The organism is Paenibacillus sp. 2KB_20, from assembly GCF_052115765.1.
In the GTDB taxonomy this organism is placed as follows: domain Bacteria; phylum Bacillota; class Bacilli; order Paenibacillales; family Paenibacillaceae; genus Paenibacillus_AQ.
This window is the reverse complement of sequence record NZ_JBFRHH010000005.1, coordinates 56,429-72,607: the sequence shown is the minus strand read 5'-3', so window position 1 is coordinate 72,607 and position 16,179 is coordinate 56,429. Positions and strand designations below refer to the sequence as shown.

Below are 16,179 nucleotides of genomic sequence, written 5' to 3'. Positions count from 1 at the left end.
TGGTATGCTATTGTCCTTCTCTCATTTTCGCCTTGTCTGAAGTGGATGGGTCTGCCATCTAAAATGCTTATCGGAGGTGCTTCATGCTTTATTTTACATTGGCTTCCAAAGCCTATGCCCGCAATTTGCAGTACCGCGGCGCACACATGGTGCACAATATCGCCAGCGCGATGTTCGGCTTCATGTATGCCTGTATCTGGATCGGTCTCGGTGCAGACTACGCGCTCGGAGATTACGGAACGCAGGGAATGGTCGGTTATATCGCCTTTACGCAAGCTGCGCTCTGGGTTTCCAGTTTCGTCACGAATGGCCTCGGTATTCCCCAAGCCGTGCGAACCGGCCATATTTCTCTGGATTTGATGCGTCCCGTTCACTTGTTCAGTCATTTGATGGCCAAGGAATGGGGGCAAATCGCCTACCAATTCGTTTACAAATCAATCCCGATCTACCTGGTGTATTACTTTGCCTTCTCGCTGCATTTACCCGGAAAAGCATCTACCTTCCTCTATGTTGCTATTGCGCTTGCAGGTGCCGCCTACTTATCGATCTGCATCAACTATCTCATCGGCGCATCCGCATTATGGACAACGGAATCGTCTTGGTTGTATTGGGGCAACCATGCGATGATCAATTTGCTTGCAGGCTTCTTCATTCCGATTGAATGGCTGCCAGGCTGGCTTCAGACGCTGGCCTGGTGGTCGCCGTATCCTTATCTGCTCTATGTGCCGACTCGAATTTATCTGGGTTTTGATGACGTTTCCTATCTATGGGGTACGCTTCTATGGTGCGTGCTGCTCACGCTGGCTAGCCTTCTGGCAACAGACTTCCTAAGACGGAAAGTGGAGGTGCAAGGAGGATGACCACAAGATCCTGGCTATCTCTGTACGCGCTTCTGATCCGTACCAGCATCAAAAGCCGCATGCAGTACAAATTTAATTTTATCCTGGCTTCGTTTCTCGCCGCCTTGATTCAAATTTCCGAATTCCTTATGGTCGCTATCGTGCTCTACAAGTTTGGGGCCATCCAGGGATGGTCCATGCATGAAATCGGGTATTTGTTTGCAGTTATGACCTTATCGAAGACGCTCTACCGGACGTTTGCGGATGAAGTGCACCATCTTGAACACTACCTGGTTAACGGTGAGCTTGATCAGCTGCTGACCCGTCCCATGCCGGTACTGCTGGCGCTCATGCCGCAGAAATTCCGGATTATGCTGGGGGAAGTGCTGCAGGGCGGTTTTCTGCTCTGGTGGTCGCTGCATGGCATGATGGCGGCAGGGCAAGTTGGATGGAGCGCGGTGCCGCAATCGCTTTATATTATCGTCACGGGGGCCGTCATCCTGTTCTCAATCGGACTCGCTACCGCAACGTTCGGTTTTTGGACGACCCGAATCACCGAACTTCAAAATATTACGGAGGACGCTGCCCGGACAGCAGCCCAGTATCCGCTCACGCTGTATCCCAAATGGATGTCGTCGATCCTGCTGATCGTGGTTCCGGTCGGTTTAGTTAATTACATCCCGTCATTATACATACTGCGGGGCGAGCTCGGAGCCTGGGTGCTGCCTGCGTTGGCTGGAGCGGCTCTGGTATGCCTCTACTTAAGTCTGAAATTCTGGCAGTTTGGTTTGACCAAATATCAAAGTACAGGGAGCTAAAAGGAGGAACGCGTCAATGATTGAAGTCCACAACATACGCAAGGAATTCAAAACGCCGGTTGTGAAGGAGGGGCGCTTTTCCGGTGTGCGAACCCTGTTTACGAGAGAATACCGGACGAAGGAAGCCGTGAAGGGAATCAGCTTTCAAGTGGAGCAGGGGGAATTCGTCGGTTACATCGGACCAAATGGGGCCGGGAAATCCACAACCATCAAAATGCTGACCGGCATTCTCCACCCGACCTCGGGTCATGTATCCATCGGAGGCATGAATCCGCACAAGGAACGGCGCAGCGTCGTGAACAATCTGGGCGTCGTATTCGGTCAACGGAGCCAGCTGTGGTGGGATTTGCCGGTGAAGGATTCCTACGATATTTTGGCTAAAATGTACAGCGTGGATCAGACGGACAAGGAGCGCAGGCTCGGTCAGTTTGCCGAACTGCTGGATTTACAGGCGTTCTGGGAAACGCCTGTGCGTAAGCTGTCGCTCGGGCAGCGCATGCGCGCCGACCTCGCCGCCGCGATGCTGCATGATCCGGACGTGCTGTTCCTGGATGAGCCGACGATCGGCCTGGACGTGAACGCCAAGCGGAACATCCGCCATTTTCTTAAGCTGATCAACGAGCAATTCGGCAAGACCATACTGCTCACGACGCATGACATGGATGATATCGAACAGCTGTGCAATCGGGTGATGGTCATTAACAACGGCGAGCTGTCTTATGATGGAACGGTACAGTCTTTACGCGACACCATCGGGCTGCCTACCGTGATCACCGTCACTTTCCGCGGTCCTTTTGTTATTCCCGATCAATCTTTACGCGAAGGCGATCTTTCCGTCCCAATTCGGGTGACAAGCACGCTGGATAACACCGTCACCATTGAGGTGAACCGCCGCGAGATGAACACGCTTGATATTTTTAAAGAGCTGGGCCGCTGGGGCGAGCTGGATGATATCGATATGGAAGATCCCGATTTCGAAGATGTGATTCATAAGGTGTACTGAACAAAGTCGCGCAGGCTCCACCGCATATTTAAACGACTTAAACTTCAAGTGAAGCGCCTGATGAATTTTGGACGCACGTGATCGGTTACTGGGGAATGGGTACCCTGGCCTTATTGGCAGCCGTATTCGCGCTTGCTTTCGCCAGACCGTGGGGGTTACGCTTACCGAAATGGTTGCTAATTATACCTGCTGCCATCGGTTCTGTTTTGTTGTCATTATGGGGATTTACTTACTTCGTCATGCAGTATTTGTTAGCGGTTGGCCGAGTTCAGTCGGCCCCCATGTATGCCACTCAAGATGCAAGCCCCATGGCGGTGTGGGGATACTTCTGGTACGCACTCTTTCTGATCTGGGGAATTTCATTGGGTGCAGCAGCATACTATGCTGGAAAAGTCCGTAAGCAGAATAAAGCAAATCATTTCACTAAATAACGCATGTATTCCTTTTGATTGGACATTTTTGGTAACCTCGTACAATATAATAGGATACACACCTAAAGAGGAGCCTGCAGGGTTCCTCTTTAATTTGGGTGCAAATGGACATAGAGGAAGTATAATATAGAGATGAGAGGAAGGAGTCCTCTGCTCTAATTATACGAGCCCAAGAATAACATCTACATACAAAGGATGAGCCACCATGAAGTTGATGAAGCGGATCTGGTTCCGTATCGGTAACCATTACAGGAAGAAGCGGGATTTTGAACAAGCCCTTAAATATATGAGAAAAGGCGAAAGTGCCATTACCAGTTTCAATGATAAGCTGCACTATGCGGAACTGCTGCACAACAGCGGCCATTCGGAAGAGGCCGTAGCTTATTTGGGGCGCGTGATCGATACGAGCGGAAGCCATCGCGCTTATGAGCGGCGCGCTCATATTTTGCGTGAGCTGAACCGGGAGCGCGAGGCCATTGAGGATCTAAATGAAGCGATTCGATTGAATGCCGACAATTATATGAATTGGTATACCCGGGGGATTGCCCACAAGGATTTGAACCAGTATGATGAGGCGATCCGGGATCTGAAGGAAAGCATCAAGAGAGAGGACGACAGCACGGTTATTTCGACTTACTATGAGCTGGGCATGACCTTTTATGAGAGCGGCAACCCGGCGGAGGCGGCGCACTATTTTCGCTTAAGCATCGAGAAGCCGGAACGCGCCATCCCGATGTATTATTACATGCTGTCCGTATCCCTGGATCTGATGGATCATGTGCAGGAAGCCGTGGGTGTGCTGCAGGAGGGGATCCAGCTGGCTGATCGGTATGAGGCGGAAGCGGATGGCGGATATGCGTTGTTCGCAGACAGCACCAATTACAGCTATGGCGCATTTCAGACGTTTCAGCGGCAAGTGCGGGAGGCGTATTCCTTTCGGAAGCCCATGGCGGACCTGTACGTGCAGCTTGGGGACATGGGACAGGCCGAACACTATTTATCGGAGGCCATCGAGATGTATCCGGATTCATACGAGCTTTACTTAAAGAGAGCGGAGGTCTTCAACCGGTCTGATAACAAAAATGCAGCCAAAGCGGATTTGGAGTGGGCCATTGAAGCGGAGCCGGACGATTACCGTGCGTATTTCGACTTGGCTCGGATCTATCGCGAGGATGGCCTGGAAGAGCAAGCCTACGAGCTGATTTCGAAACTGTATGCAAGACAGCCGGACTCCCCGCTGGCCTGTTATTGGATGGCCGATTGTTACTACCGGCTGGGTCGTCAGGAGGAGGCGCTCGCGATTAATGACAAGCTGCTTAAGCTTGAGAATGATGATGCCCCCAACTATGTACAGCGCGCCGATATTTATATGGAGATGAATGATCTGCCATCCGCGGAGCAAGCTTTGAAGGAAGCAGCCGCTCTTCAGGATGGGACTGAAATCCGCAACAAGCTGAGTTATGTGCTCTATCTTCAAGGACGCAACGAGGAAGCGCTGCTTGAGCTGCAGGAAGCGGTTAAGCAGGAGGAGTCCTTCTCCGAGCATCCGACTTATCTGGCGGCCAGTGGTCATATATATAAGGAGATGGGTATGTGGGACCTCGCTATCGACGCTTATTCCCAGGCGATTCAGGCGCACCCGTCGAATCCGAGATTTTACGAGTTTCGTGCCGTTTGCTTTGTGGAGACCGGACAGCTGGAACGGGGATTAGCGGACTGCGCTCAAGGGCTCAGCTTGAACCCGGGGCAAGGCAGCCTGTACAGCCTGCGAAGTGGAATCTATTATACGATGGCGGATTACGCACAGGCGAAGGAAGATACGCTGCAAGTGCTGGAGCTTTCGCCGGGTCATCCGGGCGCTTATTTCAGACTGGGACAGATCTATTACAAGGATCAGGATGAGGATGCGGCATTGGCTGCTTTTGACGAGGTATTGAAGCTGGTTCCCGAGCATGCCGACAGTTATCTGTACAAAGCACATATCTATTACGGCCAGTTCGAGCATGAGGATGCCGTACAGGCCATCGTGAACTGGAGCTTGCATCTTCAGAAGGAGATGTCACCAGCGGATAAAATCCAAGCCATCGAAGGCTTGGAGGGCTTTGAGGAGAGTTTGCTGAATAAGGCGGTAGAACGGTTAACGGGAATGTATGGGCATCAGCTTTATTTGTCCTGAGAACTTGCACTTTCTGGCAGCGAATAAGTGGTGTCACATTTTGTCCAAAATTGTGGTATGATTCAATAGTTGTTGCAGCATAACATGCTCGCAGGCTGTATAGCCAAGCGGGCTTTCTTCATGTGCAAGGAGGGGGATTATGATGATCTCACTGCAAGAGGTCAGTAAAAGCTTTGGCAGCGGCGGTGACCGTTATCAGGCGATAGACACTGTCTCTCTTCATATTGAGAAGGGAAGCATACACGGAATCATCGGCACGAGCGGAGCCGGGAAATCGACGCTGCTGCGCCTCATGAATGTACTGGAGCGACCGGATTCCGGCCGAGTTGTGGTAAATGGTCACGAGCTGACTTCGCTTGGCGGCAGGAAGCTTCGGGAGGCAAGAAGATCGATTGGCATGATCTTTCAGCTATTCCAGCTGGTCAGCAACCGGACGGTATGGGGCAATGTGTCGATGCCGCTTGAGCTGGCGAAGGTACCGAAGACCCAGCGGGCGAAGCGTGTCCAGGAGGTCCTGCGTTTTGTTGGGCTTGAGGATAAAGCGAAGTCGTATCCCGCTCAGCTAAGCGGCGGGCAGAAGCAGCGGGTAGCGATTGCCAGAGCGTTAGCCAATTCGCCGACCGTCCTATTGTGCGATGAGCCGACCTCATCCCTGGATCCGCAGACAACTGCGGACATTCTGGAGGTGCTCCGGCATATCAACCGAACGCTGGGGGTAACCATCGTGATCGTTTCCCACGAGATGGACGTGGTGAACGGCATTTGCGACCATGTATCCGTAATGGAGAACGGGCGTCTGAGCAGGACGTACCGTAATCAGCTAAGCGATGGAGAGGCTTCTCGGGGTTCAGAATCTTCAACGGACGGTGCAGGGAAAGTGGGGGATTGTTAGTTCCATGAATGACATCATTTCATATTTGAGTGATTATTTTGCCTATGTTCTGCAATATCAGAATGAAATATGGCGGGCGATTGGCGAGACGTTCATCATGGTGGGCATATCGATTGCTGCCGCCATAATACTGGGTCTTCCGGTCGGAACACTTCTATTTTTGTGCCGAAAAGGCCAGCAGTATGAGAATCGCCTGCTATTCTCCATTCTGAATGCCCTGGTTAACGTCATACGCTCCTTCCCGTTCCTGCTTCTGGTTGTCATTATGATTCCGGTCACGAGGTGGATTGTCGGCACATCCCTCGGGACGCTGGCTGCTGCCGTGCCTTTATCCGTCGTTGCGGTGGCTTACTATTCAAGACTGGTTGAGCAATCCTTGCTGGAGGTGCCGAAGGAAGTGATGGAGGCTGCCGCTTCCATGGGGGCATCCACACTTCAGATGATATACAAATTCCTGTATGTGGAGGCCCGATCGGGCCTTGTGCTCGGGCTGACAACATCCACGATCAGCTTTATCTCGTACTCCACGGTGATGGGAATCGTGGGCGGGGGCGGCGTCGGGGATTTCGCGATCCGCTACGGGTACCAGCGATTTGAGGGAGAGCTTATGTCCTTTACGATCATCATTATGATCATTCTGGTACAGTCGATTCAGTTCGGCGGGAACCTGGCATCCAGATTGCTGGATAAGAGAAAAGTTTAATTATGTTTTTGAACGCATGTACACAGACTATATTTTACCTGGAGGTAACCTACGATGAATAAGAAATTAATGCTGCTGATGCTGACCCTCTTGCTGGTGCTGGCAGGCTGCGGACAGCAATCTGCCAAGGACGAAACCCCGGAGAACGCGGCGCCCGAAGCGAAAGAAGAAGTGACGCTAAAAGTCGCAACGCTCATTCCGCCAATGACCGAGGTGCTTGACCTGGTGAAACCAATGCTGAAGGAGGAAGGCATCAATCTGGATATCCGGATCCTGTCCGATAACGTGCAGCCGAACAATGCGCTGGCTCATAAAGAGGTAGATGCAAACTTTTTCCAGCATGTGCCGTACATGGAAGAGTACAATGCGAACAACGGCTCGGAATTGGTTCCTGTCACGCCGATCTATAATGCCGTTTTTGGGGCTTACTCCAAAAAATATAAGACCATCGAAGAGCTTCCGGACGGTGCGACGATCGCGATTGCTAACGACCCTTCCAACATCGGCCGATCGCTGGTGATGTTCGAGAAGAACGGCCTGATTAAGCTGAAGGAAGGCGTTGGCATTAAAGCGACGCAGGCGGATATTGTGGAGAATCCGCACCAATACAAGTTCACCGAGGTTGATCTGCTCATGCTGGCCCGTACGCTCGACGACGTCGATATGGTTGCCATGACGCCAGCATACGCGAAACCGCTGGGGCTTACCCCTAAGAAAGATGCTCTCGTAACCGAAGGCAACGACTCCGATTTCACCATTACCCTGGTGGCTCGTAAAGATAATGTGGATTCCGAGCCTATCCAGAAGCTTGCGAAGGCGATGACCAGCCCGGAAGTGAAGAAGTTCTTCGAGGATAACTATTCCGAGAGTGTGCTGCCGGCTTTTGAATAAAGCGCGAATTTTAGGGTTCGCAATAACCGTTCTTCGAGGTTTTGGGGAACGGTTATTTTTTTGCTCGCGGCCAAATATGGTATACTCTTGATGGATTTGAGAGGTGCATCTTACATACCCATACGTATTGGAGTTGAGAATTTATGAAAAAAGAAGTAATCGACAGACTCATTACCTATGCACAAGTGGATACGCAGTCAGACGAGAACAGTAATACCTGCCCTTCGACACCGGGACAGCTGACGCTGGGTCAGCTGCTGGTGGACGAGCTGAAGGAAATTGGTATGCAGGACGTAACGATGGATGAGAATGGTTATGTGATGGCTACACTTCCGGCAAACTCGGATAAACCAATCCCGACCATCGGCTTTTTGGCACATATCGATACGGCTACCGATTTTACGGGTGCCGGTGTCAAGCCGCAGATCGTCGAACAATATGACGGACAAGACATCATTCTGAACAGGGCGCAGAATGTGGTGCTCTCCCCGCGGGATTTTCCGGAGCTGAATGGCTACAAGGGGCATACACTCATAACAACGGATGGCACCACCTTGCTTGGAGCTGACGATAAAGCGGGAATTGCCGAGATTATGACGGCGATGGCGTATTTGATTCAACACCCGGAACTGAAGCATGGTAAAATCCGGGTTGCTTTTACGCCGGACGAGGAGATCGGGAGAGGACCGCACAAATTCGACGTGGAGGCCTTTGGGGCCAAGTATGCGTATACGATGGATGGCGGACCGCTCGGGGAGCTTCAATACGAAAGCTTTAATGCGGCAGCGGCGCTTGTCACCTGCAAAGGGAAGAATGTCCATCCCGGAACGGCCAAAGGTAAAATGGTCAACGCGGCGAAAATCGCCATGGAGCTGAACAGCTTGCTCCCTGCGGAAGAAGCGCCTGAGCATACGGAAGGGTATGAAGGCTTCTATCATCTCTCCTCCATTGAGGGCGATGTGGAGCTGACCGAGCTCCGTTATATTATCCGCGATCATGACTGGGAGCTGTTCGAAGGAAGAAAGGCCAAGCTGGCCTCCATCGTTGAAGAGCTTCAAAACAAGTATGGAGCCGAGCGGATCATCCTTCAGATGAAAGATCAATATTACAATATGCGCGAAAAAATCGAGCCGGTCAAAGAAGTGGTTGACATCGCCCAGACAGCCATGGAGAAGCTGGGAATCACGCCGATTATCGAGCCGATTCGTGGGGGCACCGACGGTTCTCAACTGTCGTACATGGGCCTGCCGACACCCAATATTTTCACGGGCGGGGAGAACTACCACGGGCGGTATGAGTATGTATCCGCCGACAATATGGTATTGGCCGTTCAAACAATTATTGAGATCGTGCAGCTGTATGAGGCGCGGGCTTAAGTTAAATCGTTTCAAAAAGAGCTGCCGGCAGGAGTGCCGGCGGCTTTTTCGTCTGCTCTTGTTCGACCCACACTACGTCCTTGCCCGTATATAAATCATGCTTTATTAGAGCTTTTCTCCAGACTGTATTTAAACTCGCTTGGGGTCATGCCTGTCCATTTGCGGAACTGCTTGGAGAAATAGAGTGCATCATTGAAACCGACAGAGGAGGCAATCTCATGAATGGAGAAGGAGGATTTCATGAGCGACTTGGCTTTTTCGATACGTACCTTCATGAGATACTGCATGGGTGACAGGCCAGTATGCTGTTTGAACATTTTGGACAGATGTGCCCGGTGATAACCAAGTGTCTTGGCCATCTGATCAATGGACAGCTGTTGGTGATACTGGGTCGAGATCCAGCGCTCGGTCTGCCTTACGCCTCGCTCGATATCAGGCACGTCATTGGAGTTCGACGGAAGATGCTCACGGTTTAACATCGCCAGCTTATGGAGCAGCAATCGGAGCCATCCGGAAGCCTGGAGATCCTCAAGCCAAGGGTGATCCGATCGGTTAAAGCCCAGACGGAGATGACGGTACATCTCGACCAGGGAGCTTAACTCAGCTTCATCCGTACAGTGGATAATTGGTTTAGCCGGCGTAACACCCATGTCGGCCAGCAGCATCTTGGTGCCTTTTTCTTGTAAAGCTACCCAGTTATAGTGCCAGGGATTCCGATCATCAGCTTCATAGCTGAAAAGAACACCGGGAAGGATCACGAAGGTATCGCCTGCCTGGCAATGATGTACGATGCCGGCACATTCAAATATGCCTTGGCCTGTCAAGACGGTATGAATGAGGCAGTAATCATGAATGATCGGACCGATTTTGTGGCGCGGTACGGGAGTCCCCTCACCGCTGAACAGGATGTTCAGATCATGACCGCCAGGCGAAGGATTCATACCAATCGTGTACAGTGTATGGTCCGGCAAAATGGACATGCGTTAGCCCTCCTTAAACATGTGCGATATCAATCGATGAAATGGATGCTGTGTTAGGGTTAGCTTACCTAATGATACAACAAATGTCCATATCGCCCTTGTTTTGCTCCATATTCAAAAAAGACCAATTATCATATAGTTAGTCTTGTGAAAGCGTATTAATTCATGGAGTTTAGGGAGGGAATTTATTGATGTCTAAGATTACATTTATCGGAGCAGGAAGTACCGTATTTGCTAAGAACGTTCTGGGGGATTGCATGCAGACACCGGCTTTGCAGGGATTTGAACTTGCTTTGTATGATATTGACCCGATCCGATTGAAAGACTCGGAGAACATGCTGAATAATATTAAGAAAACCAGCGGCAGCACCTGTGTCGTCAAATCATACAGTGATCGCAAGGAAGCCCTTCGCGGAGCAAAATATGTCATCAATGCTATCCAGGTCGGAGGATACGATCCGTGTACGATTACGGATTTTGAAATTCCGAAGAAGTATGGACTCAGACAGACGATTGCGGATACCGTGGGGATTGGTGGGATTTTCCGTAATCTCCGTACCATCCCGGCCATGCTGGATTTTGCGGCCGATATGAGGGAAGTTTGTCCACAGGCGCTGTTCTTGAATTATACGAACCCGATGGCGGTGCTGACCAATGCCATGAACACGCTGGGCGGTGTGCAAACAGTAGGTCTGTGCCACAGCGTACAGGCTTGCATTCCGCATCTGTTCGATAATCTGGGGATGGATAAGGAAGGCGTGCAGGCTAAAATCGCTGGCATCAACCATATGGCATGGCTGCTTGAGGTAACGAAGGATGGCGTGGACCTGTATCCGGAAATTAAGAAGCGCGCGGCCGAGAAGCAGAAGGAGAAACATCATGATATGGTTCGTCTCGAGATGATGCTGAACTTCGGTTACTACATCACGGAGTCATCCGAGCATAACGCCGAATACCATCCGTATTTCATTAAGCGCAACTATCCGGAGCTGATCGAGCGCTTTAACATCCCGCTGGATGAATATCCACGTCGCTGTGTGAACCAAATCGAGGGATGGAAAGCGATGCGCGAGGATCTGGTCAACAACCAGGATCTGATGCACAACCGTTCCCATGAATATGCCTCCTACATTTTAGAAGCGATTGAGACCAATGTGCCGTTCAAAATCGGGGGCAACGTAATGAATACGGGGCTGATTACGAATCTTCCGAAGGAAGCCTGCGTTGAGGTTCCGTGTCTGGTCGATGCCAGCGGCGTAACCCCGACCTATGTCGGCGATCTGCCTCCGCAATGTGCCGCACTGAACCGCACCAATATCAATACCCAACTGCTAACGCTGGAAGCGGCGGCAACCGGCAAGAAGGAGCATATCTATCATGCAGCGATGCTCGACCCGCATACGGCTGCTGAGTTGTCCATCGATGACATCAAGAGCCTGTGCGACGACCTGATTGAGGCGCATGGAGACTGGCTCCCTAAATACCAATAAGGCTGATACAGCTTAAGCAAAAATAACAGAAGTTTTGCAGCAAAAGAAATTGTATAACTGCAAGCACAATAAAAGAGAGACGCTCTGGTAACAACAGGGGCGTCTCTCTTTTTCGTTAACGGACTTCGTGCGTCATCGCCTACGGAGTCAGATTCGCACGCGGGAGCGTTATGAGAAACACCGTCCCTGATCGTGGCGAGCTACGTACCGAGACACTCCCATTCATGGCGCGAATGGCTTGATAGGAGAAGGTGAGCCCAAGTCCGGTGCCGCTCATTTTGGTGGAATAGTAGATCGAACCGAGACGGCTCAATTGCTCGGGAGTCATGCCGATCCCGTTATCCTTGATTTCGATGGACACTTGCTCTGCTTCTTCATAGATGGTGATGTGGACCGTGCCTCTATCGACGTCTTTACTGGCCTCAATCGCATTCTTAATAAAGTTGACCAACAGCTGTTTGAGCTCCGCCGGACTGCCTAAAATGTAGATGGGGAGCGAAGGGTAGTCAGCGCTGAGGGTCACGTTGCTCATATTAGCATATGACGTCATGAGCTCGACGACAGACTTGATCTGTGCGGAGAGCTCAATTCTTTGCTGAAACGGCAAGTAAGGCTTGCTGATGGAGAGGTATTCGGACAAGATTTGCTCGGTCCGGCGGATTTCCTCCATGCTGATTTCCAGAAAACGATCGGTTTTTTCCCGAGGAAACGTACCACTCTTAATCAATTGCAGGAATCCAAGCACGGTGGTCAGCGGATTGCGGACCTCATGGGCAAGGGATGCGGCGACATGATTCACGGCTTCGGCTTTTTCATTTTGGATATATCGCAGGTAAAGCTCCTTGTCGGATACGGATTTGTTAAACAGGGTAACAAGCAGCCATATGCCAAGCGAGTTAGTAACAGGAATAGCTAATATATTAAAAAGAAAGTAATTCATGATGTAGTCTGGTTTTGTTATATAGAGCACCGTGAGCGGGATGAACGAGAAGCTGATGCCGGCTACGAAAATGATCCAAAGCTTGTGTTTGCTCCGATGGTACAGAAATGACAGCAAAACGGACAACGGGTACGTGAAGATCAAAATAATGATAGCGTCGATCATGCCGGCTCCGCCAATGTACAGCCGATAAATTAGAAATTCCACAAGCAGGATTACCCCTGTCGTGAACCCTCCAAATAGCATGCCGAAGAACATAATGACATACCGCACGTCAAAGATCAGCCCGTTTTGGACGGACGAAGCAAAGGTCATAGACAACAGCATGCACAGCGAACAAATGACAATGATGAAATTGCGGGAATAGTTGACTGTCAGTTTTCTGTAATAGATGTTGTATGCGACAAAAGGCATCAACGCAAACAATAGCTGCAGCAAAACATCTTTAATCACAGGCAGTAGGCCCACCCCTTTGAAGGATATCGAATCGTCCGCTAGATTAACCATGTCCATTCAAGTTCGACGTCCATTTGGAAAAATCCTTGAACGTTGAATAAAAATAACAAAAATTATTCGTACTCAGATTGAAACGAGAAACATATAAATCCATCAGGAAAGCGCTTGCAGGAAATCGAAGCACACATGACCCAGACACTCAGCATTTAAGAAACGAACACATTCCATGAATGGAGGGTTCACAAGTGAAGCTGAAAACAGTTTTGAGACCCATGTTCATTCTATTGTTGGCCGCGTCTTTTTTTGTCGCCGGATGCCAAAGCGTAACGCCGCCACCGACAGCATCAGATCCGCCGCCGCCTAAAGATGAGGTAAAGACACCCGGAGGCAGTGATGAGCCGGCACCGCAGGGCGACGCGAAAACGACGCCGAGAAACGAAACGCTTTACGTGAACGGTTTACAATGGGGAGCGCCCACGAATTTTAACCTGCTTAGCGGAAACCCGGCGTTTCCGATTAACTACGGAAACTCCAGAGAACTCGTCTACGAAACCTTGTTTATGGTCAATCAGTTGACGGGCGAGTTAGAGCCGCTGCTGGGTACCAAGTATGAATGGGCCGACGATCTGACCCTGAAGATTGAACTGAACAAGGATGCCAAATGGAGTGACGGCAAGCCGTTTACTTCCGATGATGTCGTCTATACCTATCAGCTCGGCAAAAAGTATGACATTAATTGGAGCAGCTTCTGGACCTATATTGAGGACGTAACGGCAGACGGCCCGCAAACGGTGAACATTAAGCTAAATAAAGACAATCCGAACAAATTGACGGTGCTCGACAGCATCGAGGTTATGCCGATGCTGCCTAAACATGTATGGGAAGAGGTCGAGAAGAAAGCCAATAACGATCTTGCCACCATTCGTAAAGAAGTCAATGAGGACCCGATCGGAACAGGGCCTTACAAAATGTATTTTTACAATGATCAGAAGATCACGATTGTACGGGACGATAACTACTGGGGTCAAGCACTCTTTGGCAAGCTGCCGGCTCCAAAGTACATCACCCATGTCATCTATAAAGACAATGCAGCGGGCGATTTGGCATTCAAGAGCGGTCAGGTAGACGTATCGCAGCAGTTTATTCCGCAGGTATGGAAAATGTGGGAGGGCGGGGCTCCGGTTAAAACCTACATCAAAGACCCTCCGTATTATGTGCCAGGCTCCATGCCATCGATCTTCTTCAACTTGTCGAAGGAAGGACTCAACAATGCGGATGTCCGAAGAGCGATCGCCATGGCGATTGATTACGGCAAAATTTCGGAGCTGGCCATCAGCGGCTACTCGGCTCCAATGGAGCCGTCGCTGACGCTGAATACGGAGGCCGAAGCGAAATATGTAGACCAGGCGGCTATCAAACCGCACCAATGGACAACAGATGTGGATGCGGCCAATGCACTCCTCGATTCCATCGGCGCCGCGAAGGGGAAAGACGGCATCCGCGTGCTGAACGGAACACGCCTTGGCCCGTTTGAAATCGAATGTCCATACGGCTGGTCGGATTGGAATGCGGCGCTTGAGATTGTTGCCCAGAACGCGAAGGCAATCGGTATCGAGATTCGAACCAAATTTCCGGAAGCGCCGGTATGGACCAATGATCTACAGACCGGCAAGTTCGATATCATCATGAACACGCCTGCCGGCGGGGTCAGCCCGAGCCAGCCGTGGAACCGTGCCATGACCATCATGTACTCCAAGGGTGTTGCGCCAATGGGCGAAATGGCATTCTACAATTGGGGCCGGTATAAGAACGATCAAGCAGATGCCATCATCGAGAAGATTCCAACCATCACGGACGAGGCTGAATTGAAAGCACTCTACACCGAATTGACCCAAATCTGGTTGAAGGAGATCCCGTCGATTCCGCTCATGTATCGTCCATGGGTATTCGACACCGTCAATGAATCTGTATGGAAGGGGTTCCCGACCGAAGGGGACGGCAGCAACATTCCGCCTCAAATTTCGATGGATGGAGCCGGCATCAGGTCGCTGTATCAGATTCATAACTGATGGATATAACTCAATGAATCAAGACCTATATTGGCGGATTTGCACCCCTGATATAGGTCTCTTTTCCACCAAATTCAGGGTGTGATCCTTGGGGGTGAGCTGCTTGAGCGTTTACGGAAAATATATCGTCAAGAAGTTCTTCTGGTACTTTCTGACGCTGGTGATTGCGGTCACGCTGAATTTCCTGTTGCCCCGGATGATTGAGGGAAATCCGGTGAGCATGATTGTGTCGGAGATGACGCAGGGGATGACCGACAGCGATACGATCAAACGGGTCTATGAGACGTTTCTTGTTGAGTTCGGAATCGACAAGCCTTTATGGGAACAGTTCATCATCTATCTGAAGAATTTGGCGACCGGTAACCTGGGCACTTCATTCGGGCTCTATCCGAAACCGGTAACGGAGATTCTGGCCTCAGCAGTTCCCTGGACGATCGGGCTCCAGCTTCCGGCCATCCTGGTTGGCTGGATCATCGGCAATGTGCTAGGCGCCGTGGCGGCCTACCGCAAAGGCGTGTTCGATAAAGTGATATTCCCGGTGGCCTTGTTCGTGAATTCCATTCCGTTCTTTACCCTAGCCATTATTATGCTGTATGTGTTCGCCCTGTCCCTGAACTGGTTTCCGCTGCATGGGGGCTACGATTATCAGATGGTGCCGTCACTCAGCTTTGAATTCTTCGCTTCCGTACTTCGGCATCACACGCTTCCGTTTCTATCGATCGTGCTGGTTACGATTGGCGGCCAAGCCATTGGCATGCGGGAGATGTCCATCTATGAGCTGAATTCGGATTATGTGTTGTACAGCAAGCTTCTCGGGATTCGGGATTCCAAAATCGCAAGGTATGTATTCCGGAATGCGATGCTGCCCCAGATCACGGGATTGGCGTTATCCATCGGTACGATGGTGGGCGGTTCGCTGATCTGTGAGATCGTATTCAGTTATCCGGGAATCGGAACCTGGATGTTCACGGCGATTCGTCAGCTGGATTATCCGTTAATTTCGGGCTGTACCCTCTTGATCGCCCTGGCTGTGCTGCTGGCCAACTTTACGATTGACCTAATCTACGGCTGGATTGATCCAAGAATCAAGGCCGCTCAGATGGAGGATCAATAAT

14 protein-coding genes are annotated in these 16,179 nt (G+C 50.7%); 12 read left to right on the top strand and 2 right to left on the bottom strand.

The window, feature by feature from the left end; all coding sequences use genetic code 11:
- The first annotated feature begins 83 nt into the window (after positions 1-83).
- The 9 genes from AB4124_RS15020 to pepT all read left to right on the top strand — a co-directional run bounded on the left by AB4124_RS15020 (position 84) and on the right by pepT (position 9,129).
- Positions 84-860: an ABC transporter permease gene (locus tag AB4124_RS15020; protein WP_339271212.1), complete on the top strand. Its 777-nt coding sequence runs from the start codon at positions 84-86 to the stop codon at positions 858-860.
- Positions 857-1,657 (top strand): ABC transporter permease, encoded by an 801-nt coding sequence (locus AB4124_RS15015; protein ID WP_076322974.1) that lies wholly within the window; start codon positions 857-859, stop codon positions 1,655-1,657. The genes AB4124_RS15020 and AB4124_RS15015 overlap by 4 nt, the downstream gene beginning before the upstream one ends.
- Before the next feature lie 16 nt (positions 1,658-1,673).
- Positions 1,674-2,660, top strand: a complete 987-nt coding sequence (locus tag AB4124_RS15010) for an ABC transporter ATP-binding protein (RefSeq protein ID WP_076322975.1) — start codon at positions 1,674-1,676, stop codon at positions 2,658-2,660.
- A gap of 77 nt (positions 2,661-2,737) precedes the next feature.
- Positions 2,738-3,091 (top strand): hypothetical protein, encoded by a 354-nt coding sequence (locus AB4124_RS15005; protein WP_441973339.1) that lies wholly within the window; start codon positions 2,738-2,740, stop codon positions 3,089-3,091.
- Positions 3,092-3,296: 205 nt separating this feature from the next.
- Entirely contained in the window at positions 3,297-5,267 is a 1,971-nt protein-coding gene (locus AB4124_RS15000; RefSeq protein ID WP_441973338.1) for a tetratricopeptide repeat protein, read from the top strand.
- A 142-nt stretch (positions 5,268-5,409) separates the two neighbouring features.
- Positions 5,410-6,159 (top strand): methionine ABC transporter ATP-binding protein, encoded by a 750-nt coding sequence (locus tag AB4124_RS14995; RefSeq protein WP_441973565.1) that lies wholly within the window; start codon positions 5,410-5,412, stop codon positions 6,157-6,159.
- Between the two features lie 4 nt (positions 6,160-6,163).
- The gene (locus AB4124_RS14990) at positions 6,164-6,862 is read left to right on the top strand and encodes a methionine ABC transporter permease (protein ID WP_076322978.1); all 699 of its coding nucleotides are present in this window, start codon (positions 6,164-6,166) and stop codon (positions 6,860-6,862) included.
- 54 nt (positions 6,863-6,916) lie between these two features.
- A complete protein-coding gene (locus AB4124_RS14985; protein WP_339271223.1) occupies positions 6,917-7,753 on the top strand; it encodes a MetQ/NlpA family ABC transporter substrate-binding protein in 837 nt (278 codons plus the stop codon).
- A gap of 143 nt (positions 7,754-7,896) precedes the next feature.
- A complete protein-coding gene (gene pepT / locus AB4124_RS14980) occupies positions 7,897-9,129 on the top strand; it encodes a peptidase T (RefSeq protein ID WP_441973337.1) in 1,233 nt (410 codons plus the stop codon).
- A 95-nt stretch (positions 9,130-9,224) separates the two neighbouring features.
- On the opposite strand, the gene AB4124_RS14975 is transcribed toward pepT, so the two are convergent.
- Positions 9,225-10,109 carry an AraC family transcriptional regulator gene (locus AB4124_RS14975; RefSeq protein ID WP_430111514.1) on the bottom strand — a complete coding sequence of 295 codons (885 nt, stop codon included), beginning with the start codon at positions 10,107-10,109 and terminating at the stop codon, positions 9,225-9,227.
- 191 nt (positions 10,110-10,300) lie between these two features.
- Here AB4124_RS14975 and AB4124_RS14970 point away from each other — a divergent pair, with 191 nt between their 5' ends.
- A complete protein-coding gene (locus AB4124_RS14970; protein WP_076322982.1) occupies positions 10,301-11,599 on the top strand; it encodes an alpha-glucosidase/alpha-galactosidase in 1,299 nt (432 codons plus the stop codon).
- A gap of 139 nt (positions 11,600-11,738) precedes the next feature.
- Here the strand turns inward: AB4124_RS14970 and AB4124_RS14965 are convergent, their stop codons facing one another.
- Positions 11,739-13,046, bottom strand: a complete 1,308-nt coding sequence (locus AB4124_RS14965) for an ATP-binding protein (protein WP_441973564.1) — start codon at positions 13,044-13,046, stop codon at positions 11,739-11,741.
- Between the two features lie 194 nt (positions 13,047-13,240).
- On the opposite strand from AB4124_RS14965, the gene AB4124_RS14960 reads away from it, so the two are divergent.
- Both AB4124_RS14960 and AB4124_RS14955 read left to right on the top strand, forming a co-directional pair.
- Positions 13,241-15,064: an ABC transporter substrate-binding protein gene (locus AB4124_RS14960; RefSeq protein WP_441973336.1), complete on the top strand. Its 1,824-nt coding sequence runs from the start codon at positions 13,241-13,243 to the stop codon at positions 15,062-15,064.
- A gap of 103 nt (positions 15,065-15,167) precedes the next feature.
- The gene (locus tag AB4124_RS14955) at positions 15,168-16,178 is read left to right on the top strand and encodes an ABC transporter permease (RefSeq protein WP_076322984.1); all 1,011 of its coding nucleotides are present in this window, start codon (positions 15,168-15,170) and stop codon (positions 16,176-16,178) included.
- Position 16,179 lies beyond the last annotated feature (1 nt).

Coding starts and splice junctions, on each gene's coding strand:
- AB4124_RS14965 (WP_441973564.1), bottom strand. CDS start 13,046: ATGGTTAATCTAGCGGACGATTCGATATCCTTCAAAGGGGTGGGCCTA.
- AB4124_RS14990 (WP_076322978.1), top strand. CDS start 6,164: ATGAATGACATCATTTCATATTTGAGTGATTATTTTGCCTATGTTCTG.
- AB4124_RS14970 (WP_076322982.1), top strand. CDS start 10,301: ATGTCTAAGATTACATTTATCGGAGCAGGAAGTACCGTATTTGCTAAG.
- AB4124_RS15010 (WP_076322975.1), top strand. CDS start 1,674: ATGATTGAAGTCCACAACATACGCAAGGAATTCAAAACGCCGGTTGTG.
- pepT (WP_441973337.1), top strand. CDS start 7,897: ATGAAAAAAGAAGTAATCGACAGACTCATTACCTATGCACAAGTGGAT.
- AB4124_RS15020 (WP_339271212.1), top strand. CDS start 84: ATGCTTTATTTTACATTGGCTTCCAAAGCCTATGCCCGCAATTTGCAG.
- AB4124_RS14975 (WP_430111514.1), bottom strand. CDS start 10,109: ATGTCCATTTTGCCGGACCATACACTGTACACGATTGGTATGAATCCT.
- AB4124_RS14985 (WP_339271223.1), top strand. CDS start 6,917: ATGAATAAGAAATTAATGCTGCTGATGCTGACCCTCTTGCTGGTGCTG.
- AB4124_RS15015 (WP_076322974.1), top strand. CDS start 857: ATGACCACAAGATCCTGGCTATCTCTGTACGCGCTTCTGATCCGTACC.
- AB4124_RS15000 (WP_441973338.1), top strand. CDS start 3,297: ATGAAGTTGATGAAGCGGATCTGGTTCCGTATCGGTAACCATTACAGG.
- AB4124_RS14995 (WP_441973565.1), top strand. CDS start 5,410: ATGATCTCACTGCAAGAGGTCAGTAAAAGCTTTGGCAGCGGCGGTGAC.